General features: G+C 66.9%; 22 protein-coding genes and 1 tRNA gene. 12 read left to right on the forward strand and 11 right to left on the reverse strand.

Features of this window, described 5'->3' with window-relative positions:
- Both ABV606_RS06215 and ABV606_RS06220 read right to left on the reverse strand, forming a co-directional pair.
- On the reverse strand, positions 1-534 hold the full coding sequence (locus ABV606_RS06215) for an FHA domain-containing protein FhaB/FipA (RefSeq protein ID WP_353987083.1): 534 nt from the start codon (positions 532-534) through the stop codon (positions 1-3).
- A complete protein-coding gene (locus ABV606_RS06220) occupies positions 531-1,241 on the reverse strand; it encodes an FhaA domain-containing protein (RefSeq protein ID WP_281488943.1) in 711 nt (236 codons plus the stop codon). The genes ABV606_RS06215 and ABV606_RS06220 overlap by 4 nt, the downstream gene beginning before the upstream one ends.
- Before the next feature lie 176 nt (positions 1,242-1,417).
- Here ABV606_RS06220 and ABV606_RS06225 point away from each other — a divergent pair.
- Both ABV606_RS06225 and ABV606_RS06230 read left to right on the forward strand, forming a co-directional pair.
- Positions 1,418-1,501: transfer RNA gene (locus tag ABV606_RS06225), tRNA-Leu, on the forward strand.
- A 311-nt stretch (positions 1,502-1,812) separates the two neighbouring features.
- Complete coding sequence (locus tag ABV606_RS06230) at positions 1,813-2,505, forward strand: hypothetical protein (RefSeq protein WP_353987084.1); 693 nt, start codon at positions 1,813-1,815, stop codon at positions 2,503-2,505.
- A gap of 48 nt (positions 2,506-2,553) precedes the next feature.
- Here the strand turns inward: ABV606_RS06230 and ABV606_RS06235 are convergent, their stop codons facing one another.
- The 3 genes from ABV606_RS06235 to ABV606_RS06245 form a co-directional block, all read right to left on the reverse strand.
- Entirely contained in the window at positions 2,554-2,943 is a 390-nt protein-coding gene (locus ABV606_RS06235; protein ID WP_353987085.1) for a VOC family protein, read from the reverse strand.
- A 39-nt stretch (positions 2,944-2,982) separates the two neighbouring features.
- Entirely contained in the window at positions 2,983-4,047 is a 1,065-nt protein-coding gene (locus ABV606_RS06240) for a 2,3-butanediol dehydrogenase (RefSeq protein ID WP_353987086.1), read from the reverse strand.
- 161 nt (positions 4,048-4,208) lie between these two features.
- A complete protein-coding gene (locus ABV606_RS06245) occupies positions 4,209-5,165 on the reverse strand; it encodes an alpha/beta fold hydrolase (protein WP_353987087.1) in 957 nt (318 codons plus the stop codon).
- A gap of 238 nt (positions 5,166-5,403) precedes the next feature.
- Here ABV606_RS06245 and ABV606_RS06250 point away from each other — a divergent pair, with 238 nt between their 5' ends.
- Positions 5,404-7,914 (forward strand): sensor domain-containing protein, encoded by a 2,511-nt coding sequence (locus tag ABV606_RS06250; protein ID WP_353987088.1) that lies wholly within the window; start codon positions 5,404-5,406, stop codon positions 7,912-7,914.
- A gap of 3 nt (positions 7,915-7,917) precedes the next feature.
- Here ABV606_RS06250 and ABV606_RS06255 read toward each other — a convergent pair whose 3' ends face one another.
- Positions 7,918-8,562: a hypothetical protein gene (locus ABV606_RS06255; protein WP_353987089.1), complete on the reverse strand. Its 645-nt coding sequence runs from the start codon at positions 8,560-8,562 to the stop codon at positions 7,918-7,920.
- On the reverse strand, positions 8,559-9,434 hold the full coding sequence (locus ABV606_RS06260) for an endonuclease/exonuclease/phosphatase family protein (RefSeq protein WP_353987090.1): 876 nt from the start codon (positions 9,432-9,434) through the stop codon (positions 8,559-8,561). Before ABV606_RS06260 ends, ABV606_RS06255 begins: the two co-directional genes overlap by 4 nt.
- 143 nt (positions 9,435-9,577) lie before the next feature.
- Between ABV606_RS06260 and ABV606_RS06265 the strand changes: the two genes are divergently transcribed.
- Complete coding sequence (locus ABV606_RS06265) at positions 9,578-10,036, forward strand: GyrI-like domain-containing protein (RefSeq protein ID WP_353987091.1); 459 nt, start codon at positions 9,578-9,580, stop codon at positions 10,034-10,036.
- Positions 10,037-10,073: 37 nt separating this feature from the next.
- Here ABV606_RS06265 and ABV606_RS06270 read toward each other — a convergent pair whose 3' ends face one another.
- Positions 10,074-10,439, reverse strand: coding sequence for a DUF488 domain-containing protein (locus ABV606_RS06270; RefSeq protein WP_353987092.1), 366 nt, complete (start codon positions 10,437-10,439; stop codon positions 10,074-10,076).
- A gap of 145 nt (positions 10,440-10,584) precedes the next feature.
- Between ABV606_RS06270 and mgtA the strand changes: the two genes are divergently transcribed.
- On the forward strand, positions 10,585-13,173 hold the full coding sequence (gene mgtA / locus ABV606_RS06275) for a magnesium-translocating P-type ATPase (protein ID WP_353987093.1): 2,589 nt from the start codon (positions 10,585-10,587) through the stop codon (positions 13,171-13,173).
- 41 nt (positions 13,174-13,214) lie between these two features.
- Here mgtA and ABV606_RS06280 read toward each other — a convergent pair whose 3' ends face one another.
- Positions 13,215-14,516, reverse strand: coding sequence for a M20 family metallo-hydrolase (locus tag ABV606_RS06280; RefSeq protein WP_353987094.1), 1,302 nt, complete (start codon positions 14,514-14,516; stop codon positions 13,215-13,217).
- 189 nt (positions 14,517-14,705) lie between these two features.
- A complete protein-coding gene (locus ABV606_RS06285) occupies positions 14,706-16,349 on the reverse strand; it encodes an amidohydrolase (RefSeq protein WP_353987095.1) in 1,644 nt (547 codons plus the stop codon).
- Between the two features lie 142 nt (positions 16,350-16,491).
- Here ABV606_RS06285 and ABV606_RS06290 point away from each other — a divergent pair, with 142 nt between their 5' ends.
- From ABV606_RS06290 to ABV606_RS06300, 3 genes are all read left to right on the forward strand, one after another.
- Positions 16,492-17,649 carry a helix-turn-helix domain-containing protein gene (locus ABV606_RS06290; protein WP_353987096.1) on the forward strand — a complete coding sequence of 386 codons (1,158 nt, stop codon included), beginning with the start codon at positions 16,492-16,494 and terminating at the stop codon, positions 17,647-17,649.
- 153 nt (positions 17,650-17,802) lie between these two features.
- Positions 17,803-17,934 (forward strand): hypothetical protein, encoded by a 132-nt coding sequence (locus ABV606_RS06295; protein ID WP_353987097.1) that lies wholly within the window; start codon positions 17,803-17,805, stop codon positions 17,932-17,934.
- 2 nt (positions 17,935-17,936) lie between these two features.
- Positions 17,937-19,301, forward strand: a complete 1,365-nt coding sequence (locus ABV606_RS06300; protein WP_340309597.1) for an MFS transporter — start codon at positions 17,937-17,939, stop codon at positions 19,299-19,301.
- 200 nt (positions 19,302-19,501) lie between these two features.
- On the opposite strand, the gene ABV606_RS06305 is transcribed toward ABV606_RS06300, so the two are convergent.
- Positions 19,502-20,440 carry an Lrp/AsnC family transcriptional regulator gene (locus ABV606_RS06305; RefSeq protein ID WP_353987098.1) on the reverse strand — a complete coding sequence of 313 codons (939 nt, stop codon included), beginning with the start codon at positions 20,438-20,440 and terminating at the stop codon, positions 19,502-19,504.
- A 213-nt stretch (positions 20,441-20,653) separates the two neighbouring features.
- On the opposite strand from ABV606_RS06305, the gene ABV606_RS06310 reads away from it, so the two are divergent.
- From ABV606_RS06310 to ABV606_RS06325, 4 genes are all read left to right on the forward strand, one after another.
- Complete coding sequence (locus ABV606_RS06310; RefSeq protein WP_281488957.1) at positions 20,654-21,511, forward strand: ABC transporter substrate-binding protein; 858 nt, start codon at positions 20,654-20,656, stop codon at positions 21,509-21,511.
- Positions 21,512-21,583: 72 nt separating this feature from the next.
- Positions 21,584-22,444 (forward strand): amino acid ABC transporter permease, encoded by an 861-nt coding sequence (locus ABV606_RS06315; RefSeq protein ID WP_281488958.1) that lies wholly within the window; start codon positions 21,584-21,586, stop codon positions 22,442-22,444.
- Positions 22,441-23,247 carry an amino acid ABC transporter ATP-binding protein gene (locus ABV606_RS06320; RefSeq protein ID WP_281488959.1) on the forward strand — a complete coding sequence of 269 codons (807 nt, stop codon included), beginning with the start codon at positions 22,441-22,443 and terminating at the stop codon, positions 23,245-23,247. Before ABV606_RS06315 ends, ABV606_RS06320 begins: the two co-directional genes overlap by 4 nt.
- On the forward strand, positions 23,237-24,274 hold the full coding sequence (locus ABV606_RS06325) for a C-terminal binding protein (protein WP_353987099.1): 1,038 nt from the start codon (positions 23,237-23,239) through the stop codon (positions 24,272-24,274). Before ABV606_RS06320 ends, ABV606_RS06325 begins: the two co-directional genes overlap by 11 nt.
- Positions 24,275-24,312: the final 38 nt, after the last annotated feature.

Genomic DNA, 24,312 nt, shown 5'->3' on the forward strand with positions numbered 1-24,312 from the left:
TTACCGCCGCAATTCGAAGGTCGTCGTGCCGATCTTGACCGGGGTGTTCAGCGGAACGGCGGTCGGCGAGGTCACACGGTTGCCGCCGATGAAGGTGCCGTTGGTCGAGCCGAGGTCTTCGAGCATCCATTCGCCCTTCCAGCGCAGCAGTCGCGCGTGGTGGGTGGAGGTGTAGTCGTCTCTGATGACCAGGCCCGACTCGGAGGAGCGGCCGATTGTGAGCTGCTCTTCGGTGAGCGGAACCTCGAGGCCTTCTTTGGCGCCAGACGTGATGACCAGACGACTCGCGGTGGCCGGCTGGTCGGAGCCGATCGGCGCGGTGGGCAGTGATGCAGCCACCGGGGATCCAGCTGCCAACGGGGCCGGCGCTGGTGCTGGTGCTGGCAGCGGCGGCGCGGGAGTCTCACTCGCCGGCAGGCGTCGCGCGCGCGGGCCGAAGAGATCGGATCGCAGGGCGTACACGATCATGAAGACGAACACCCACAGCAGGACCAGAAAGCCCAGCTTCAGTACGAGGAGCGTCAGCTCACTCATCGGCGGGCACCGGGCTCTCGGTTGCTGCCGTTGGCCGGGGCTGATTGCGCAAGCACCCTGAACACGATACGGGTTCTACCGATGTCGATCACCGAATCGGGTTCGAGCGCGGCGCTTCGCAGGGGCTGCCCATTGAGCTTCGAGCCGTTCGTCGAGCCGAGATCGTTGACCTGTCCGCGCTTGCCGTCCCACAGCACTTCGATGTGCTTGCGCGAGATGCCGCCGTCGTTGACCGTGATGTCGGCCTCGGACCCACGGCCGACGATGGTGCGACCCTTCGTGATGGGATGCCGTTGCCCGTTGACGTCGAGCACCGGCTGCCACGTCACCGCGGCCTCTGAGAGGTTCACCGACTCGACATGCACCATTCCCTCGGTGAGATCCTGCTGCTCGACGAGGTCGACGCTCACCGGGCCGGAGAACGAGTATCCCTGCGAGGAGGCGTGGCGGTGCACCTGCTGCACGAGTTCGCTCTGCAGCGATGGTCCGATGCGGCGCATGCGCTCGTAGTCGCGCGGAGCGAGGGCGAGCGTGAACTGGTTCGGGACGAGGATGCGGTCTCGCGCCACAACGGCGGCGCGCGTGTCGAGCTCGCGCTTCAGGGCGCTCGTGAGCTCGAGCGGCTGCACGCCGCTCTTGAAGCTCTTCGCGAAGGCGCCGTTGACCACCCGCTCGAGCCCTCGCTCGAAGTTGTCAAGTAGTCCCAAGCGACCTCCTCGGTCGGGTGGTGCGTGCGTTCGCCGCGCGTACTCGTGCTTGTTGTGAGGCCGTTGAAAGCATCCTGGATGCCGTCGCGGCCGTGTCCGATGTTAGCCCGAACGATTCAAAGCGCGCTGTGCCGGTGTGATAATCTCGCTGGGTTGACACGGGCTCCGTGTCACATGCGCGAGTGGCGGAATAGGCAGACGCGCTGGCTTCAGGTGCCAGTGCCCGCAAGGGCGTGGGGGTTCAACTCCCCCCTCGCGCACACAGTGTGCTGAGTCGCGACAACGTTGAGAAACGGGTCGCGACTCAGTCGTTTCGGCGGGGATCACGTCGCGCGGAGGACCTGCCGGAAAGATTCAGGACTCGTGGCGATTGACTCGACGGACCGATCGCCGGCGTTGCGTCGTGCGAAGTGCGGCCACCGCCCCATGCGCTCGCAGGCCTTCAGGCCCTTCACTGCAGCGGTGTCGGGCGATAGCATCCGCGAACCGACAGAGACCAGTCGGCGGGCGGGCATCCGACCTGGCATCGGACGCCAGCCGACGTGTGCAGCCGCAGCGTGGAGGGTCCGACATGAGCCGTCGTCCACTTCAGATCTACTTCGGAGCGCTGGTGCTCCTTGCGGGCGTGGTGCTGCTGCTCGAGGCGTCGTCAGTTCTGGATGGCCCCAGGGTCTTATGGGCGGTCCTCCTTGCTGCGGCGAGCGGGGGCTTCTGGTACTTGTTCGCTGTTGATCGACGAGAGTGGTGGGCAGCGATTCCCGGTGCTGCCCTCGCGGGCGCGGCGGTCGTCACCGTCATGGAGCTTGACCCGGTGTACTGGGGCCAGTGGACTGAGGTCCCGTTCTTGGGCGCTCTCGCGATCGGTTTCTTCGCGGTCTATCTTCGTGACACAGGGCGCTGGTGGGCGCTGATCCCCGGCGGGGCGCTGCTCACCCTCTCGGTCGTGACTGCGGCGGCAGACGCTTCGGCCGGTCCGGTCACGGCAGCGATTCTGCTGTTCGGTCTTTCGCTCACCTTCGTGCTCGTAGCGACGCTTCCGGGCGGAGCTTCCCGTCGGTGGTGGGCATGGATTCCCGCTGGGGTGCTCGCTGTGGTCGCGGTGGTCGTACTACTGAACGTCGCCGAATGGTTCGTCGTCCTCAACTACCTCTGGCCGGTACTGGTGATCGGTGCGGGCGTCTTCCTGATCGGTCGCGCGGTGCGTCGCAGCCAACCGGGTCGACGGGATGGAGGCCGCAACTCGAGCCCGCCTGAGCACGCCTGAGCGAATACCCTGCGGCTGCGGCTGCGGCTGCGGCGCGAGTGGTGAGGTTCACGGCTCGTGGCGGGCCTCGTGGCTCATCAGGCCGAGGGAGTTGCCCTCGCTGTCGCGAACCAGCGCGACCCATTCGTCGGCATCCGCTGGTCCGAACAGGTCGGCGTCGTGGTCGAGGCCGTGACTGAACTGCAAACGCGGTTCGGCCAGGATCTCGACGCCCTGTGCGCGCAGGTTCGAGACGGTGTCTCGAACGTTGTCGACCTGCAGGTAGAAGAGCGATGACGGCGCTGCTTCTTCGATCAGCAGCCGCAGCGGACCGACGGTGAAGTACACCTGCTTCGGGTGGTCGAATACGCGGATGGGCGCGTAGCCGAGCAGCGCCTGGTAGAACCGGCTCGCGCGCTCGACGTCTTCGGCGTGCTGGGCGACCTGGAGAACCTCCACCGCACTCCTCCTTCTCTCTTCGGCCGCGCTCGCCGCAGGTCAGCTCATCTCGACGAGTATCTTGACCTCGCTGTCCTTGTTCGTGATGAGGCGCTCGAAGCCCTTCTCCACGATCTCGTCGGGGCGGATGCGGCTGGTGATGAACGGTTGCAGGTCGACCTTGCCGCTGCGCACGAGTTCGATGGCCTCCGCGTGGTCGTGCGCGTAGCCGATGGAGCTGCCGATCTGACGGTCTTGCATGGTCAGCTGCGCGACGATGTTGAGCTCGATCGGCTTCGAGTGGATGGCGACGATCTCGAGACGCCCGTTGCCGCCGAGCACCTCGAGCAGCTGGTTGACGACGACGCCGACGCCGGCTGCATCGAAGGCCAGATCGGCGCCCGCGCCGTTCGTCTCCGAGAGGACGACCGACTTCAGGTCTTCGTTCGCAGGGTCTACCACGACATCCGCGACGCCGGTCGACGTGGCCGTCTCGCGACGGATCTTCGACACCTCGCTGACGATCGTCTTGACACCGAACGCCTTCAGCACCGCGGCGACGAGCAATCCGATCGGTCCCGCGCCGCCGACGACTGCGGTCTGGCCCGCCTTCGCTTGGGCGTGCTTGACCGAGTGAAGGGCAACCGACAAGGGCTCGATCATCGCGGCCTGGTCGAGCGGCATGTCGCCCACGGGGTGCACCCAGCGTTCCTCGACCACGATGTGCTCGCTCAGCCCCCCGCCGCGCCCCGAGATGCCGATGAACCCCATTTGTTCGCAGAGGTTGTAGGCGCCCTTCTGACAAGCGGGGCAAGTCCCGTCGACCATCAAGGGCTCAACGACGACGTGATCTCCGACTGCGAGACCCTCGACCCCGTCGCCGAGCTCTTCCACGACTCCTGAGAACTCGTGCCCAAGCACGACGGGCAGCGTTTCGCCCGACAGCGGATGCGGAGAGTCCGAGGTCGGAGCCGGAGGCATCGGTCCGTCGTGGTACAGGTGCAGATCGCTGCCGCAGATGCCGTTGAAGGCCGGCCTGATCTTCACCGTCCCGGGTCGCACCTGCGGCTCTTCGATGTCTTCGACGCGTACATCTTCTTTGCCGTAGAACCGGACTGCCTTCATGACTGACTCTCCTCCATGGCGACGGTAGCTGCCGTGATTGCCCCACACGGTAGCCCTACTCGCGGAGCCTCGGCAGGGCGCCCTGGCGCTGCCCCCACGAAGCCCCGAACGGCCCGGGCACAGGACCTGCCGCTTCCACGCTTACTTCGCGCGGGAGTGGTTCACAGCGTCGCGGAATCGGAAGCGGCGAGGTTCAGCGTGCGCAGGAACTCGAGCACTCGGGCGTTGACGATTTCCGGTTGCTCCACCGACAGCCCGTGCCCGGCGCCGGGGATCACCTCCGCCTCGAAGTCAGGACGCAACTCGCGAACCTTCCGCACGGCCTTCTCGGTGGAGTAGATCACTTCCTGGTCGCCGACGAGGAAGAGTCCCGGCGCAGAAACCGCTGCGAGCTCCTCGCGAGAGAAGCGGGAGGGCCTGACGATCTTGTGCTTCCATCCGAAGTGCATGATGCCTTGGTAGAACTGCTCGAACAGGTGGGGCTCGATCTCGTTCCCCTTGGCGAGCATCCACTTGCCGAAGAACTCGATGATCGTCTGTCGGGTACGGATCACGTTGATGGTGATCAATCGCACGGGGAACTGCCAACTGAAGTTTAGGAAGGATGCCGCGGGCGCGAGCAGCGCGAGTCCGGCGACCTTCTCTGGTCGTCGGATCGCGAAGTTGAGGGCATGCCAACCTCCGTTGGAATGGCCGACGAAGACAGCCTCCTTCACATCCAAGCCATCGAGCACCTGACTGAGCCACTCGACGTAGTCCTGTTTGGCGCCGAGCGATCTCGTCGTGATGGTTCGGTTGAACTCACCGACGACGTCGACTGCGATCACCCGGTGGTTCGCGCTCCACGCCTTCACGTTCGGGTACCACATGCCAGCACCGAAACCGAAGCCGTGGAGCAGCACGAGCGCCGGCGCGCTGGCCGGGCCGGCCTGCAGGACATGCGTTCGACCGAACTCCGTGTCGACGAAGGAAGAGGTATACGGAACATCCCACAGCGACAGCGTCTCCTCATACGCCTTCATGTAGGCGGCTTCGCCGGCTGCTGACTTGAACAGAGCGCTGGGCGCAAGGCTGTCGATGATCGCTCCTCGTTGATCTCGCTCGGGACTGCGCCGCACGGTCAGATGGACTCAGGAATCGGCACCGCTCCACATCTTCGCGCATCTGAATCCCATTTCGTGGTTACCGACTCACACGCCGGCAGGGTGCTTCGCGTTGACCAGTTCTGGACGTCGGCCCGCCCTGTCGACCGCAAGTCGGCACGCCATTCGAGCCCGCCGAAGGGTGTTACTTTTTGAAGAGAGCTCATAGCGGTTGAGTGCCTGAGCGAGTTTGCCTTCCGGAACGGACTGTCTCGTGATCGAACCTCTCGAAACGCCACTTGAGCCCCAGAGTGAGCTTCGCGACCTTCTCGAGGCCGCACCCGACGCGATGGTCGTGGTGAACGACGCCGGCACGATCGTGCTGACGAACAGTCAGGCCGAACTGCTCTTCCAATACCAACCCGGCGAGCTCGAAGGTCAGCAGATCGAGGTGCTCGTGCCCGAGCGGCACCGGCACCGGCACGACGGTCACCGGCACGGTTATGGCCGAAACCCTCGAACGCGCCGCATGGGGTCCGGGCTCGAACTGCACGGTCGCCGGAGCGACGGCAGTGAGTTCCCGGTCGAGATCTCGCTGTCGCCGATCGAGACGGAACGGGGCACCCTCGTCTGCAGCGCGATCCGCGACATCAGCGACCGAAAGCTCGTCGAAGACGAGTTGCGGGGTCTGCGCGAAGCTGCCGAGGCCGACCGGGCGCGCCTCGCCGAGGCGCAGCGGCTCGCCCACGTCGGCAGCTTCGAGATCGACCTCGTGACCGGCGAGAGGTGGTGGTCCGACGAGTACTGGCGACTGCTCGGGCTCGACAAAGCGCTCAGCCCGTCGCGCGAGCTGCTGCTCAGCACCATCCATGCCGACGATCTCGCTGAGACCCAGGCGATCTGGCAGCGGGTCGACGGCGGCGAGTCGGTCGACGGCGTCACGTTCCGCATCGTCAGGCCGACCGGCGAGGTCAGATGGACTCGCTCCCGGATGCGGGTGGAAGCCGACGAGCACGGCAAGCCAGTCAAGATCGTCGGCACCACGATGGACGTGACGAAGCTCCATGACGCAATGGCTCGGCAGCGTGAGGCTGAGATCAACTTCAGTCTCAGTTTCGAGCACTCGCACGTGGGCCTGGCGATGGCCGATCTCGATGGGCGACTCACGCGCATCAACTCGGCCGTGTGCTCAATCCTTGCGCGGAGCGAGTCGGAGATTCTCGGTAAGCGGATGCTGGACTTCGTCTCGCCCGGCGAACGCGGCGACGAAGACCTCATGGCGAGGCTCATCAGCAACCACGGCCGGAACCGCACCTGCAGCGCGACGACCGAACGGGCGTTGGTCACTCCGCACGGAGACGTCGTCTGGGCCCAGGAGACCATCTCGCTGGTGCGCAACGAACAGGGCGAACCGTCGCACTTCTTCCTTCAGCTCCAAGATGTCTCCGACCGAAAGCAGGCGGAGGACGCGCTGATCCACCAGGCGACGCATGACCCGTTGACCGGCCTTGGCAACCGCGCCTTCCTTTCGGAGAAGATCGACCAGGTGCTCGCCCATCGGACGGCCGATCGAGTCAGCGTGCTGTTCGTCGATGTCAACAAGTTCAAGGTCATCAACGACGCACGCGGTCACGCTGCCGGCGACGCCTTGCTTGTGCAGATCGCCGATCGACTCCGTTCGGCCGTGCGCCCGACCGACACGCTCGCCCGATTCGGCGGAGACGAGTTCGTCATCGTCTGCGAAGACATCACTCCCGAGAACGCCGAGCGGCTGGCCGGTCGGATCGTCGACGCGACGCGGGCGCCCTTCGATCTCGAGGGTCAGCAGGTGTACGTGACGCTGAGCGTCGGCGTCGTGATGGCCGAGGCCGGTGACGACGCGGAGACGCTGCTGCGGAAGTCCGACGTGGCGATGTACCAGGCGAAGGAGCGCGATCGCACCCACGTCGCGGTCTTCGACCACCAGATGCAGGCACTCGCGTCCTCGCGCCTCGAGACGGAATCACAGCTCGGTGGCGCTCTCGAACGCGACGAGCTTCGGCTCGTGTATCAGCCGATCGTCGACGTGCACACCGAGAAGACGATCGGGTTCGAGGCGCTGGTGCGCTGGCAGCATCCGTCTCGTGGCCTCCTCGCTCCGGCCGAGTTCATGTCGATCGCCGAGGAGACCGGCATGATCCTCGCCATCGGCGAATGGGTGCTTCGCGAGGCGCTGATGCAGCTGCAGCTGTGGCGCATGGACGTGCCGGGTGCCCGCGACCTCTTCGTCGCCGTGAACCTCTCGGCCCGGCAGGTGCAGGATCCGGAGTTTCCGGCGGCCGTCGCCAGAACGCTGGCTCAGACGAGGGTGGAGCCGACCGCACTGCATCTCGAGCTCACCGAGTCGATGGTGATGAGCCGCAGCGATGTTGCGGTGCAGAACGTCACCGCCCTGCGAGAGCTCGGCGTGCGCGTTTCGCTCGACGACTTCGGCACCGGCTACTCCTCGCTCAGCTACCTTCACCAGATCCCCGCGCACACGGTCAAGATCGACCGCTCGTTCGTCGCGGCGATCGGGGAGGACAACGCGAGCGCCACCTCGATCATCGGCGCCATCGTCGGCCTCGGACGCGCGCTCGAACTCGATGTGGTCGGCGAAGGCGTCGAGACTCCGCAGCAGGTCGAGGAACTCCGCAGGCTGGGGGTCCGCTACGCGCAGGGATACTTGTGGTCTCCGCCCATCGCTCCGGCAGTGGCCCAAGAGTGGATTCGCGAGAAGGCTGCGCGCAACTCGCCGAGCGTGTGAGCGCTACCCGTGTCGCGCCCGTGATCGCGTCACGGGCGTCATCCGTGCTGGGCTGGCGGAGGCCGTCAAGTCCGAGTCGGCGGGGAAGCCGCGAAGGATGAACTTGATCGCGAGTCCGGCGGCGAGTGACCCCAGGCCGCCGGCCGCGAGATCGCCGAGCGTGTCCTCATACCCAACGAGAGTCTCGGGGTCGATGTAGACCTTCACGAACCATTCGCAGAACTCCCACATCACACCGAGCGCCATACCGACGGCCGTGGCGATCACGGTGCCAGTCGCCACCGGGCGCGGCATTTCCAGCGGGTTCGCGATCAGGTCCAGCCTGATGAGCAGCAGCAGGGCGCAGACGGCGAGAAGCCCGTTCAGCGAGAAGTGCATGGGCAGGTCCCACCACTTCATCGTGTGGTAGATGTCGAGCACCGCGCTCCATGCGGCGACGGTGATCACCACGGTCGCCGCGATATCGACGGCCGGCCGCACTCCCAGCATCCGCGGTATGAGGGTCGCCAGCGCCGCCCCGCCAATGCTCACCGCGTCTTTCGGTCCCCATCCGATGGCAGCGACGATGACACCTGCGACGCTCAATAGGCGTATGACGTCGGCGGCGATCTCTGCACCCTTCGGTGCCCGGAGCAGTGCGCGAATCATGAATCCAGGTTTGACCCTTCGCTCGGTGGTGTCTGCGGCTGAAGCAGCAATACAGCTTGTACCGGTTCGTGATCGGATGCCGCAGCTCCATCGAAACGGGCTGCGTTGATGCCCGCTCGCAGCACCCGCACCCCCGGCCCGACGAGGATCACGTCGATCCTCCTGCCGTCTTGGCGCGGTCGCCGGTAGTGCGAGTACGTGCCCCATTGCGGCGTCAGCCGGTGCTCGGCCGCGGTCCAGCAGTCGCGCAGGAGTCCGCGTGCGGTCAGCCGCTGGTGGGCCGCGGATGCGGAGCCGGCGTTCACGTCGCCGGTGACGACGATGGCGGCATCCGGGTCACGCTTGCGCGCTTCGGCCGCGAGCCGCGTGATCATCCTTGCGGAGTGCAGCCTCGAACGGCGAGAGATGTGATCGAAGTGCGTATTGAATGCGAAGACGCGGCGGCCGGTCGAACGGTCGGTGAAGTCCGCCGCGACGACCACCCGCGGGATCCTGTTGCCCCACGACCTCGACCCCGGGATGTCGGGAGTCGCCGAGAGCGCGCTTTGCTTCCACTCGTTCAGCTCGAGTCGGCGGGTGTCGAAGTAGATCGGGCAGCGCTCGCCGCCGCCGTCTGCATTCCGGCCGTGACCGACCGAGCCGAAGTCCGAGCCGAGCACTTCGGCCACGAAGTGCGCCTGGTCGGCCAGGGCCTCCTGCGTGCCCAGCAGCGTCGGTCGCTCGGTGGTGAGCAACCGCTTCAAGAGGTGCTTCCGGGTGTTCCAGGCATCCGGGCTGCGGGGTCTCAAGGCCGGGAACCGACGGCGAATGTTGTACGTCATCACGTGCAGGCCCGGCGGGTCGACCGGGCCGATGAGCGCGGCATCCGTCACAAGCCCGAGACTACGTCGCGCGGGATGCCGCGCCCACTGTGCTCGGGGCTGACAAGCACTTGCGGGGGCCTTCGCCCGGTGGTGAGCTTGCAGAGAAGACACCTGCCCGCAGCGTTTCGACGCGTTCAAGGAGGAGCGGAGCCATGCCGGACACCGGACCCGAACCGACCCTGGTAGATCTTCAGCCTCAGCCCTGTGTCGTGCTGCGAGAGAGGGTGCCGATGGGCGAGATGACCTCGTTCTTCTCGCGCGCGTTTCATCTCACGGGTGCCGCAGCGGGACCGCACATCGGGGGCCCGCCGCTGGGGATCTACTTCGGGATGCCGAGCGACACGGTCGATGTCGCCGCCGGCTTCCCAGTGCATTCCGCCGTCGAGCCGTCCGGCGAGGTGGTGGCGTACACGCTGCCCGGCGGCCGCGCGGCGCAGTACACGCACCTCGGCTCGTACGACTCGCTGGCTCAGTCGTACGACCGCCTCATGACGTGGATGCGGGAGCGTGACCTGACTCCGGCCGATGTGATGTGGGAGTCGTATCTGAACGAGCCCCAACCGGACCACCCGGAATCGGCCCGCACCCTCATCACGTGGCCGGTCGCCTGACGCCTCATCGACCGACACCCGATCGCGACCCTGGTCGTCAGCGCTCGCCGGTCCAGCGCTCGCCGAGGTAGTCGAGCAGCACGCGGGCGTGGTTGACGTCTGGGTTCTTCGATGCGAACAGCAGGGTGACGGTACCGTGCTCGGCGATCAAGCGACGCAGCTCCTCGACCGCTGAGGCGTTCTGCTCCAGCTCTGAGTGATACCTGCCGACGAACTCATGTGAACGATCGGAATGCTGGTGCCACTCGGTGCGCAGTTCAGCGCTCGGGGCCACATCCTTCAGCCACACGTCGACGGCGGCCCGTTCCTTCGAGAGGCCTCGCGGCCAGAGCCGATCCACGAGCACCCGGAAGCCATCCGACCGTTCCGGATCCTCGTAGACGCGCTTGAACCGCACCGTCATGGCGTCATCCTGGCACTGGTACCTCTGCGTCGCACGGTTGGTCTCCTGATCAGCTCTGGCGCCGGATGACCACCCGCTAGCGCGCCGCGCTCGGCTGCGACCCATGAGCGCGTGCGCCGCACCGGCACAGGGCGCACCATGAGGCATGCCGAGGCGCTCGCCGATCGACACCACACAACAGGTCGCATATTGGGCCCGACCGGTCGACGAGGTGCTCGGGTCGGTGCGGAGCACGAGCGAAGGTCTCTCGCAGGCCGAGGCGACAGAGCGTCGGGCGACGGAGGCCGACCCGCTGGGCGAGCACCGGCGCCGACCTGCTCTTCGCATTCTGATCGGCCAGTACACCAACCCGATCTCGATCGTGCTCATCGGCGCGACGATCGTCTCCATGGCGCTCGGTGACGTGCTCGACGGGTCGATCATCATCGCCATCATCGCGGCGAGCGGGTTGCTCGGCTTCTGGCAGGAGAGTCGCGCCGACAACGCCGTCGCCGAGTTGCTCGCCAGCGTGCAGGTGAAGGCGAGGGTGCTCCGCGATGGCCGTGTTGCGGAGGTGCGCTTGGGCGACGTGGTGGTGGGTGACGTCGTCGAGCTGTCGGCCGGCGACCTGGTGCCCGCCGATGCGAGATTGCTGCAATCGCGTGAACTGCAGGTCGACGCCTCCGCGCTCACGGGAGAGTCGTTCCCACTCGAGAAGGATGCCGCGGCGATCGTCGAGGCCGACGCCACCGTCGCGGCTCGATCGAACGTCGTTCAGCTCGGCAGTCACGTGGTGAGCGGCACTGCCCGCGCGGTCGTCGTTGCGACAGGGCGCGACACTGAGTTCGGCGGCGTCGCCCACGCCGTCGCCGCGGCTGATGTGCGCACCGCATTCGAGTTCGGGATCGCGAGGTTCGGGTGGCTGCTCGCGCGGCTGGTGGCAGTGCTGACGGTGCTCATCTTCATCGTGAACTGGATCTACGGCCGTCCTGTGCTCGACTCCCTGCTCTTCGCCCTGTCGCTGGCCGTCGGCATCACGCCGCAGATGCTGCCGGCGATCGTCTCACTGAGCCTCTCGGTCGGCGCCAGACATCTCGCTCAACGGCGCGTCGTGGTCAAGCGGCTCGATGCGATCGAAGACCTCGGCGCCATCACGGTGTTGTGCACCGACAAGACCGGAACACTGACCACGGGCGCGGTCGAACTCAGTCGCGCGGTGACCGCTGACGGCGTCCGAAGCGATCGTGTGATGCAGTTGGCGGCGATCAACGCTTCGGCCCAGCGCGGGTTCCGCAACCCGCTCGACGCGATCATCCTCGCGGCGCACGCGGTCGACGCCACCGCGCTCGCCGAACTCCCGTACGACTTCCAGCGCAAGCGCCTGAGCGTCCTCGTACCCCGTGGAATGGTCGACACACCCGACAACGAACTGCTCGACGAAACGCCCAATCACTCGAGCGCGGGGTCATCGGCCCTCCTGGTCACCAAGGGCTCGGTCGGCACAGTGCTGCCGCTGTGCGTCACGGTGCGCGCGGCCGATGGCGGCGAGTCTCCGCTCACCACCAGCGAGGTGCAGGCCTTCGCCGATCAGCTCGCCGCGGAGGGCAATCGTGTGCTCGCGGTGGCGAGTCGCGCGATGCCGGCCCTGCACGCATTGAGCGTCGACGATGAGACCGACCTGACCTTCGAGGGACTGCTCGTCTTCAGGGATCCGGCGAAAGCCGGGGCTGCAGAGGCCGTCGCATCGCTGCAGGATGCCGGGGTTCGAGTGGTGCTGATCACCGGCGACTCGGCGGCTACGGCGCGCGCGACCGCGGAGGCCGTCGGAATCCCCGCCGACACAGTCGTGACCGGGCAGGAATTGGGTGCCCTTGACACGGCTCGGCTCGCCGTCGCTTTCCGTGATGTGCGAGTGTTCGCCGAGGTGGAGCCGATGCACAAGGCGCGCATCGTCTCGGCCCTACGAGCCTCGCGCGAGGTGGTCGGATTCCTCGGCGACGGGATCAACGACGCGGTCGCCCTTCACGCGGCTGACGTCGGCATCTCGGTCGACACGGCGGTCGACGTGGCCAAGCAGGCGGCGAGCGTGGTGCTGCTCGAGAAGGGCCTCGATGTGGTCGCCGATGGCGTGCGGCTCGGTCGCCGGACGTTCGCCAACACGTTGAAGTACATCCGGCTCACCACGAGCGCCAACTTCGGCAATATGGCCTCGCTCGCCGTGGCGAGTCTGGTGCTGCCGTTCCTGCCGTTGCTGCCTCGGCAGATTCTGCTGTTGAACTTCTTGAGCGACATCCCGGCCATGACCATCGCCGCAGACGAGGTCGACCGCGAGCAGTTGAAGAAGCCGATCCATTGGAACCTTCGGAGGCTCCAGGTGTTCATGCTCGTGTTCGGACTGCTCTCCACCGTGTTCGACCTGATCACGTTCGCGGTGCTGGTCTGGGGGTTCGGGGCGGGGTCGGTCGAGTTCCAGAGCGCCTGGTTCGTGATGTCCACGCTGACCGAGCTCGCCGTGCTCTTCTCGTTGCGCACGGCGCGACCCATCTGGAAGTCGCGACCGGCCGTGGCGCTGGTGCTCTCGAGCGTCGCCGTCGCCGTCGTCACCCTGGCGCTGCCCTACATCGGGCCGGCAGCCACGGTGATGGGGCTCGAGCCGCCGCCGGCGCTGTTGCTCGCCGCGCTGGGCGCCGTGCTCGTGCTCTACATCGCCGCCAATGAAGTGCTCAAGCGACGGATGCCGGGGCTCCTGCACTGACCGAGGCCTCGAGCCCCGCATCTCTCGCGCGAGTGGCTTGCTCAGCCCTTCGCAGGCCCCAGCAGGTACTCACTCTGGCCGTCCCACAGTTCGCCACCGACCATGCGAGCGGCGACATCCGTGAGCATCGTCACACCCGCGACCGAGTCGGACGCCTCGGTGTTCTCGGCCTCGTTGTGCGAGATGCCCTCGATGCTCGGCACGAACAGCATCACCGACGGCACGACATCCTTCATGTTCGTGGAGTCGTGGCCGGCCACCGTCATGATCTCCGTGTGCGAGAGGCCGAGCGCGCTCGCCGTGTCGCGCGAGAGCTCCACGCCCTCGGGCTGGTAGGCGAGCAGGCCCCAGTGGTGCGTGAGCTCGCGCTCGATCTGCACGCGAGCGCGCTGCTCGATCTCGGCGAACCGTTCGTCGAGCAGGCGGTTGGCTTCCGCGAGCACGTCTTCATCGGGCGAACGCAGGTCGAGGTTCATCTCCACGAGCCGAGCGATGGTGACGGGGGAGTTCGGCAGCACTTCCATCTCCGACACCGAGGAGTGGAGCATCCCGTCGGGCAGCACCTCGGTGAGCTCGCGCGCCGCCGTGATCAGCAGCGCGGCGCCGAACAGCGCGTCGCGGCGGTCGGCCATCACGGTCGCGCCGGTGTGCGCCTGCGCTCCGTGCACGCGGATCTTGTACTTGCTGGCCGCCCAGGTGCGGTCGACCAACCCGATGGTGATGCCCTTGTTCTCGAGGATGCGACCTTGCTCGATGTGGATCTCGCCGTAGGTCGCGACACGCACCTGCTCGGGGCGCGTGTCGACCGGCTGCAGTGCCTCGGCGACGCTCACTCCGGCGTGGTCGCGCACGGCGAGGGCCGTCTCGAGGGCGAGCTTGCCGGTCGCGACGGCGCTGCCCATCATGCTGGGCGCGAAGCGGCTTCCCTCTTCGTTGAACCAGTTGACGACCGCGATATTGAGCTTCGGCTCCACCTCGCCGGCCGCGACACGACGCGCGACCTCTCGTGCCGCATGCCCTGCCGACAGCACGCCATACGCGCCATCGAAGCGCCCGGCGAGCGGCTGAGAGTCGAGGTGCGAGCCCAGCAGCACGTACGGCGCGCCGGGTACGAACTCGAGCAGGCCGAACATATTGCCGATGGGGTCGGTGACCACCTTGAAACCGTTGCCTGTGAGCCACTCGGCCCACCATGCACGAGTCGCGTGGTCCGCCTCGCTCGCGGCCTGACGGTCGACGCCGCCGCCGGGCGTGTGGCCGAACTCCGAGAGCGTCGTGAAGTCGTCGAGAAAGCCCGTGCTGTCACGCGGGGCCGTCTTCTGGGGTGCCTGTTCGATCGACATCGCTGCCGTCTCCTTCTTCTTCAGCGCTCGCACTTCCGCGTGCGCTCCGTCGTACCGGGCGATCGTTGCCCGGCTCTCTGTCTCAAGCGGTATTACCGCCTCGTGTCTCGAGCGGCTCGCGCCGCTTCATGTCTGCCTCGGCCTGCCGGGGCATACCCAGCTCGATGGCGCGGGATGCCGTCGGTCACATCATGCGTCAGGCAGCTCGCCGTGGGTCGACGCACCGCCCACCCAGGTCGCGACCACGTCGATGTCGCCGATCGCGTCGACTGGCACGTCGCGAGGGTCGTCCGACAGCGCGACGAGGTCGGCCAGCATCCCGGGTGCCAGCGTGCCCTTCTCTCCCGCCCACCCGGTCGCGCGCGCCGATCCGACGGTGTACGCGGTGAGCGCCTGCTCGACGCTGATGCGCTCGTCTGCGCCGTACAGCGCTCCGGTCTGCGTCTTGCGCTCGACGAACGCCTGAATGATCGGCAGTGGCGCGCCGGGCGCGACGGGGCGATCACTGCTGCCGGGGAGGTTTGCTCCGGCCTTCAGCAGCGACGCAGCCGGGTATGAGTGCAGTGTGCGATCCGGACCGAGGTTGGCGCCCATGCCGTCGCCGTACTTGGCGATGAACAGCGGCTGCGGCACGAGGCTCACATCCAGCGCCGCGATGCGCGCGACCTGATCCGGGCGCACGACGCCACCGTGCTCGATGCGGTTCGGCATGTGCGGCGGTTGCGATCCGAGCTCCTGGGCTTCCTCGATGATGTCGAGCGCGAGGTCGACGGCGCGGTCGCCGATCGCGTGAAGGGCGAGCGCCCAGCCGCCGGCGGCGGCCTCGTGGGCGCGGCGGCGCATCGCCTCGACGTCATCCTGGAAGTAGCCGCTGCTGTGGCGGTGCGTGCAGTACGGCTCCGTCATCGCCGCGGTGGCTCCCAGCAGCGATCCGTCGAGGAACATCTTCATCGGGCCCAGCTGCAGGCGGGCGTCGCCGAGGCCCGAGCGGATGCCGGCATCCAGGCCGAACACACCCGCCTCGCTCGAGTGCCCGTTCAGCTCATGCAGCACATCGGCGACCACCATCGGCTGCATGCGCGTCGCCAGCAGGCCCCGTTCGAGCGCGACCTGGTAGGCGGTGAACTCGCGCGGGCTGTGTCCGATCCAACCGCCGCCGATGCCGGCATCGGTCACAGAGGTCAGGCCTTCGCGCGCGTACTGCGCGGTAGCGCGACCCAGTGCATCGACGATCTCCGAGGTCGGATCGGGCAGCACAACGTCTTGCACGATGCGCATTGCATTCTCGTCGAGCACGCCGGTGGCCCGGCCCGACTCGTCGACCGCGATGACGCCGCCCTCGGGCTGGTGGTCCGGCTGATCGGGGATGCCGACAAGCCGAAGCGCGATGCCGTTCACCGTGTAGGCGTGGCCCGAGGAGTGCTTGATGAGCAAGGGGCGCCCGCCGCTCGCCCGGTCGAGCTCGTCGCGGTCGGGGCGCTCACCGGTGAGACCCAGGGGGTCGTACGAGGAAGCGACCACCCACGCATCGGGCGCGAGGGAGGAATCGACTCCCGCGCGGATCGCGTCGTAGACGTCGCCGGCGGTCTTGGCGTTGGAGAGATCGATCTCGCCGAGCGTCTGCCCGAACCACACGCTGTGGGCGTGCACGTCGTTGAAGCCGGCCATGACGAACGCGCCGCCGGCGTCCACGCGCCGCGCGGCGGCGAAACCGTCGAGTTGCTCATCGATCCCCACGATGCGGCCGCGCCAGATGCCGATACGGGTTCCGGCGGGGCGCTCGCCCAGGCCGGTACGGATTCGGGCGTTGTCGATCAGCAGGTCGAGTTCCACAGTGCTCCTCGAGCGTTCTGCGACCTCGTCATTGGAGGTCGTGAGGGTGAGGCCTCCATTCCACCTGAGCGAATGCTCAACCGCAATGGCGGACCGCTGCATTTTCTTGCCGCTCAATTGTGCAATTGACTATCATCAGACAATGATGGCAAGCGAGCAGGGCGACCGCCGCAGCGAGGCCGAGATCTGGGACGAGCTCGTCGCGGCGCTGGAGCGCGAGATGCCCGAACTCGTCGAGGAGTTCATGACTGAGCTCACCGATCGCGGTCTGTACGAGCCCGACGCCATCACGGTCGAAGACCTCCGCCAGACCGCGCCGCAGACGCTCGGGATGCTCATCTCGCGGTTGGGCGGGCGGGCGCCTGAGCCGAAGGATGCTGAACTCGCGGAATCGCTCGGGGCGCGCCGAGCGCGTCAGGGCATCCCGCTCGACGCGCTCACCGAGGCGGTGCGCATCGACCTCGTGATCATGTGGCGTCGCCTTCGCCGTCTGGCTGGTCCCGAACACGTGGCGTTGCTCGCCGACCGCTTCGATCTGATGATGGCCGTGCTCGACGAGTACGTGTTCGACGTGCAGTCGTCGTTCCTCCGCGAGCAGGCGGCGCTGCAGCGGGATTCGCGGCTCGCGACGGAGCGCGACCTCTCGAGGCTCTTCAACGCGCGCGAGATCACCCAGTCGGTGCTCGATCGCACAGCGATGACGCTCGGAGTCGACGTCGACACGGTGTTCGACCTGGCAGCATTCGACAGTGATCATGCCGAACGTGTCGCGGCCGTCGCGGAACGCGCGCTGCTTGCAGGCAGGGTGTTCTCGTACGCCTACCGAGACATCACCTGCGTGTTCTGGGTGCGCGGGCTGTCGGACCCCGAACCGGCTGAACGGCTTGCGCAGATCCCCGGCGTGCACCTCAACGATGTGGCGCTCGCCGAGCTGCCTCGTGCCGCGCGATCGGCGCACGAGCTGCTCAACACCGCCGGATCGCTCGAGCGGCTCTCTGGCCTCGATGCCATGTGGGCGCCGATCAGCGCTGCCCACCTCGACACCATTGCTCCGGGGTTCACATCGAATCTGCTCGCCGGCCTCGACGATCTCGGAGATTACGAGCACGACCGGGTCGTGGAGACGGTGCGGGCGTATCTCGAAAGCGGCTCGGTGAAGCGGGCTTCAGAGACGGTCTATTGCCATAGGAACACCGTCGTGAATCGCCTCGCCACCTTCCGCTCGTGGACGGGACTCGACGTCACCGTGCCGGCTCAAGCGGCGCTCGCGTACGTGGCGCTCAGCCGGCATCCTCGCTGAGCAGCACGTCGTATCGCGAGGCCAGCCCGTCTCTTTCTCTCTCTCTCTAGCGGCGGGGGATGCTGTCAGCCGCTGTGTATTCGCACAAGTGACGCCCGAAAACCGCGTCAGTTCGACATTGCACGTGTGCAACTGGCGAATCAGGATTACGGGATGAACCTGCCAACGAGGCGGGTCGCAGTGCGCAAGTGCTGCCGAGACTTCAACCGGGCGATCGAACTCGACGCTGCCGAGTTGAACGCACAGCAAGCCCACGACATCGAGTCCAACAACACAAAGGAGTAACAGTGAGCGACGCCATGACGGAGCCGTCTGGCCGGGCGGGATCGCCCGAGAGCGGACCGGTGCTAGTCAGCCCGAAGGAAGTGCGCCGCATCGCGAACGCTGCTTTCGTCGGCACTGCGCTCGAGTGGTACGACTACTACCTCTTCGGAACCGCGGCGGCCATCGTCTTCAACCGCCTCTTCTTCAGCGACCTCGACCCGACTGCGGCCGTGCTCGCCTCCCTCGCGACCTTCGGTGTCGGCTTCGCCGCGCGCCCGATCGGTGCGTTCTTCTTCGGCGTGCTCGGCGACCGCATCGGCCGCCGCCCGACGCTGATCATCACGATCATCCTGATCGGTACCGCGACCGGACTCATCGGTCTGCTGCCGACCTTCGCCGACGTCGGCCTCCTCGCGCCGGTGTTCCTCGTGATCCTGCGCCTGCTGCAGGGCCTGGCGGTCGGCGGCGAGTGGGGTGGGGCGACCACGATCGCCATCGAGCACGCGCCGGTCAAGCAGCGCGCGCGCTATGCCGCCCTCGTGCAGGTCGGCTCGCCCGTCGGTACGCTCCTCTCCTCGGGTGCGTTCGCACTCGTGCTGCTCTTCCCGTCGGAGACCTTCGACGCGTGGGCGTGGCGTCTGCCCTTCCTCGCCGCGTTCCCGATGCTCATCGTCGCCCTGTGGATCCGGGTCAAGGTCGAGGAGTCGCCGATCTTCGAAGAGCTGCTCCGCGAGGACCAGCGCGCCAAGGTGCCCGCCCTCCAGGTGTTCACCAAGGCCGGGGGCCGTCTCGTCGTCGCCATCATGGCTGCCTTCCTCGGCGTCGGCGGCTTCTACGTGATGAACACCTTCGTGGTCAGCTACGTCACCAACAACCTCGGCGGTGACCGTCAGGTCGTGGTGAACGCGACCCTGATCGCCGCAGTGGCCCAGATCGTCGTGATCCTGATCTTCGGCCGCCTGGCCGAGAAGATCGGCCCGGGCCGAGTCACCTTCTGGGGCGGCATCGCGACCGCTGCCGCAGCGTGGCCCTTGTTCCTGCTCATCGACACCAACCAGGCATGGGCGATCACGCTCGCTGTGGCCGGCGGTATCGCGCTGCTGACGATCACGTACGCGGTCACCGGTGCGCTGCTCACCGAGCTGTTCCCGCCGCAACTCCGCTACAGCGGTGTCTCGCTCGGCTACAACATCGCGGGCGCGCTCTCGGGCTTCCTCCCGTTCATCGCGACCTGGATGATCTCGGCAACCGGCACCACCGCCTCGTGGCCTGCTGTCGTGATCCTCGCCCTGGTCGCTCTGATCACCGCCTTCGGTGGTCTCATCGGTGAGCGGCTGCGCGTTCAGGACAAGGAGATCGTGCAGACGGTCACCACTCCGACGCGGTAGTCGTCACACTGGCGCGATCGCGCGACACCACGGATGCCGGGGCCACTCGCCCCGGCATCCGGCGTCTGTGCGGGTGTCCGGGCGGCGATGGGTGCTGTGCCGCAACGACGCGTTCTGTGCCGCGGTGACGCGGACTGTGGGCTGCTGACCGCGCGAGGCGGGCGGTGAGGCCTATGCCCTGGGCGCGATTCAGGTTCGCGCTATGAGGCGTCGGCGTCGGCGTTGGCGGCGGCGACCTGGTACCTAATGCGGTGCACGCTCTGGTGATACCGCTCATGCGGAACCCGCGCGTGGAGCCACTGCTCCGCGACGCGCACGGAGGGAACCGCGCGCACGCTCGCGAGGAACTCGTTGAAGTCGCGCAGGCTCGCGAAGGTGATCGTGGCCACGATGTCGAAGCGACCGATGGTGCGGCCGAGGAACTCCACCCCGTCTTGGCTCTTGATCAGCTCGACGAGCTGCTGATCGTCGCCGGAGAGGCTGATGCCGAACCCGAAGGGCAGGCCGGTGCCGCTGCTGTCACGGCTGAGGATCGCGCCGATCTTCATGACGCCAGCTGTGATGAGACGGTTCACCCGCGTGCGGCATCCGCTGATGGAGAGCTGCGCGTGCTCGGCCAGTTCGGCGAAGCCGAGGCGCCCGTCGCCCTGCAGCAGCTCCATGATGCGCAGGTCTGCTTCATCGAGCGTGTGCGCGAAGAGCGTCGGCTCCTCGCCGAGGAAGAAGCTCTTGAGCATCCGTTCGTAGAGCAGCATCTGGATCTCGAGCACCCCTGGCATCGCACGGATGTGCTGCAGGTCTTCCTGCAGTTCCGTGAGGGAGGCTCGGTGCACTTCGACGACGAGCTGCGATGGACCGGAGATCTCAGAGATGAACACGGGCGACTCGAGCTTGGCGATCTCGGCCGCCAGAGCGCTGATGTCGCCCTCTGCGCGCACCGTGAGGTGCGCGAGCGTGTCGAGGCCGAGCAGGCGAGGATGCACGGCTGCCACGACTCTCAGTTGCCCTGACTCCAGCATCGGGGCGATGCGGCGAGCGACGTTCGCCCGCGTCGTTCCCAGCCGGCGGGCCATATCGCTGAACGAGGCGCGCCCGTCTTCTCGCAGCAGTGCGATCGCGCGTTCGGTGAGCGAGTCCATGGCAGCACGCTAGCGCACCCGCTCGCTATCAGATACAAGTTTTTTGTCAAATGGCTGAGGCATCGGGGAATTGCCTGTAGATCCGCCACTAGATGTAACGGTTTTGCGACAGTGCCCGCCCGGGCGTGCAAAACTGAATTGACAACCGCGCAGGAACGGCGCACAATCATTCGCACGCACCGTCCCCTTTCGCATTTCAACGGAGAAGGCAATATGAACAAGCGATTCGCTGGAGTCCTCGCCGCGGCCTCTGCCGCGCTCTTGCTGGCAGGCTGTGCCAGCGGTGGCGAGACCGACACCAACAACCAGGGCGACAAGGGCACCGACTCGTCGGCGCCCGCGGGCCTCGTCAACGACGGCTTCGCCACCGCCTGCATCGACCCCGAGTACCCGCCGCTCGAGTACTACGAAGACGGATCGGGCGGCGACATCATCGGCTTCGACGCCGATGCCGTCCGCGCGCTCGCCGAGCACTGGGGCGTTGAGCCGAAGTTCGAGGTCACCTCGTTCGACGGGCTCATGCCCGGCCTGCAGTCGAGCCGCTGCGACTTCATCTTCGGCGGTCTGTACATGAGCGAAGAGCGTCTGCAGATCGCGGATGCCGCGCCCATCATGAACGCCGGACCGGCCGCCCTCGCGGCGCCCGAGCTCGCTGCGAAGCTGAAGAGCCCCGAGGACCTCTGCGGGCTGAAGGTCACCAGCCAAGCCGCATCGAGCAACGCCGCGAGCGTCGACAAGCTCTCGGAGGAGTGCGTCGCCGACGGCAAGGCGCCGATCCAGCACACCCAGTACCCGAAGACGGCAGAGACCGTGCTCGCGGTGCTGAACGGCAAGTCCGACGTGCTCGTCGAGACCAACGTCGCTGCGGCGTACATGGCCACTCAGAACCAGGGCAAGCTCGAGGTCGCCGGCGTGTTCGACCCCGACACTACCTTCGGTGTGTTCACTCGCAAGGATGACCAGCTCAGCCCGGCCGTCGCCGATGGCCTCAAGGCCCTCTACGAAGACGGCACCTGGGCCAAGATCGCCGAGAAGTACAACCTCGATGCCGAGATCCTCGACGTCTACTGACGACGTCTGATCGTCGTTCGATCGATCCCGTGACGGGGGGCCGGTGACGCCGGCCCCCCGAAAGGAACCCCAATGCTGTTCGACCCGGAAATCTTCTTCCAGCAACTCATCAACCCCGCCTACCTCTGGGGTGCGCTCCTCTCGATCGCGGTCGCCGCGGTGTCGTTGATCATCGCCACGGTGATCGGCTTCTTCATCGCACTCGGCAACACCTCGAAGAAGCCGTACTACCGGGGCCCTGCCGCGATCTACACCTGGTTCTTCCGGGCGATCCCTGCACTGCTGCTGCTGCTCATCATGTGGAACGCGCTGCCGCAGTTGATCCCCGCGCTCAAGGCCGACTGGTACACCCCGTTCATCGCCGCCTCCGTGGGCCTCGGCCTCGTCGAGTCGGCGTTCATGGCCGAGATCATCCGCTCTGCACTCAACAGCGTCGACGACGGCCAGGCGCTCGCCGGCCGTGCGCTCGGCATGAAGCCCGCGGCCGTCATGATCAAGGTGGTGCTGCCGCAAGCGATTCGCACCGCGCTGCCGCCCACCGGCAACGAGTTCATCGGCCTCATCAAGTACTCATCACTCGCCTCGGTGATCTCGCTGCGCGAGCTGCTCACTACCGCGCAGATCGGCGTGAACATCACGTTCCGCTACGCCGAGTACTACGCGGTCGCCATCATCTACTACCTCGTCATCGTCACGCTGGTGACGCTGCTGCAGAGCAAGGTCGAGAAGCGCTTCGCCTGGAGCTCGCGCAATGCGCCGAAGCGCAGCGTGCGCACCCTCGGCACGCAGACCGTCGCGGTCGCCACCGCCGCCTCGCGCCGCCGTGCAGCGGACGAGCCCGACGAGACGGCCGAGACCGATGACGAGCTCGCTGCCCGTGAAGCCGCAGAAGCGGCTGAGGCTCGACTCGAGAAGAAAGGGGCGACGGAATGACCGACATCCGTGACGCCGTGGCGACACCCGCCGCCAAGCCGGGTACGCCCACCCTCGAGGTGCGCGACCTGCACAAGACCTACGCCGGCATCGAGGTGCTGAAGGGCGTCGAGTTCGCCATCGACAAGGGCCAGGTGAAGGCCGTGCTGGGCCCTTCGGGCTCCGGCAAGTCGACCATGCTCCGCCTGATGGCGCTGCTCGAGCCGGCCGACCGCGGTGCGATCCTGCTCAACGGCAAGCGCATCGGCGCTGAAGACCGGGGCGGGCGAATGCACCACTACCCCGAGCGTCGGCTCGCAGTGGAGCGCCGAGACATCGGCATGGTGTTCCAGCGCTTCAACCTGTTCCCGCACCTCAACGCCCTCGAGAACGTGGCGCTCGGCCTCACCTCCGTGCAAGACGTCGCCCGCGAGGAGGCGAAGGAGCGCGCCTACAAGATGCTCTCGCGTGTCGGCCTTGGCGACCGCGACCACCACTACCCGTCGGAACTGTCGGGCGGTCAGCAGCAGCGCGTCGCCATTGCACGAGCGCTTGTGCTCAACCCGCAGGTCATGCTCTTCGATGAGCCGACATCCGCGCTCGACCCCGAACTCGTGGGCGAAGTGCTCGATGTGATGGAGCAACTCGCCGACGAGGGCATGACGATGATCGTGGTGACCCACGAGGTGCGTTTCGCACGTCGCGCGGCCGACCAGGTCACGCTGTTCGACTCGGGCATCATCGTCGAGCAGGCGGAGCCCGAGGAGTTCTTCGAGAACCCCCAGCACGAGCGCACGAAGCAGTTCCTTCGCCATGTCCATTGATCAGGCACACCACGCACTCGGGGAGGCGGGCGCGGATGCCGCTGCCCGCACTCTCCGGGCCGTCTACACCGACATGGACGACACCGACATCTCACCCGGTGTCGCGGCTCTCGAGGAGCTCGGCTTCGCCGTAGAGCACCTCGACTCGCGCGATCCCGACCGGATCGTCGAGGCCGGCCGCGACGCCGACGCGCTGCTCGTCGGCTATGCGCCGATCACCCGCGAGATGATCGAGAAGATGCCGCGGGTTCGCATCATCGCACTGATGTCGATGGGCACCGACAATGTCGATCTCGAGGCCGCGACAGAGCGCGGCGTCTGGGTCACGAACATCCTGGGCGCGGCCACCGATGAGGTGGCGGCGCACGCGCTCGGACTCCTGCTGGCGGCGACTCGTGGCTTCCCCTTCTACAGCGAGTCGGCTGTCAGCGACTGGAACGCCCGCGACACCGTGACGCCGCCCCGGCTCAGCGAGCACACGCTCGGCATCGTCGGCCTCGGCCGCATCGGGCTGAAGTTCGCCGAGTACGCCAGGCCGCTCTTCGCAGAGGTGATCGGCACCGACCCGTTCCTGCCCGACACCGCTGAGACGCGTGCCCGGCTCGAAGCGGCCGGCGTGCGCAGGGTCGAGCTCGACGAACTGCGCTCCAAGGCCAAGGCGATCTCACTGCATGTGCCGCTGTCGCCCGACACGGCTGATCTCATCGATGACGAGTTCATCGCGGGGATGCCGGAGGGCTCCTACCTCGTCAATGTGAGCCGCGGCGCCCTGATCGACGAGGACGCCCTGCTGCGGGGCCTCGAGAGCGGCAGGATCGCCGGAGCCGGCCTCGACGTGCTGCGCGAGGAGCCCGCCGATCCGCGGCATCCGCTGCTCAGGCATCCGCGAGTCATCGTCACCCCGCACGTGGCGTACTTCTCCGATTACACCAACGTCGAATACGTACGCCAGCAGGCCGGCAATGTGATCGACCTCTGGGAGCACGGGCGACCCACCACGCCCGTCAACACCATCCCCGCTCGCTGAGCCTCGCTCGCCGAGCCCGTACCACCGCCTTTTCATAG

Source organism: Ruicaihuangia caeni, assembly GCF_040536845.1.
Classification (GTDB): Bacteria; Actinomycetota; Actinomycetes; order Actinomycetales; family Microbacteriaceae; genus Ruicaihuangia; species Ruicaihuangia caeni.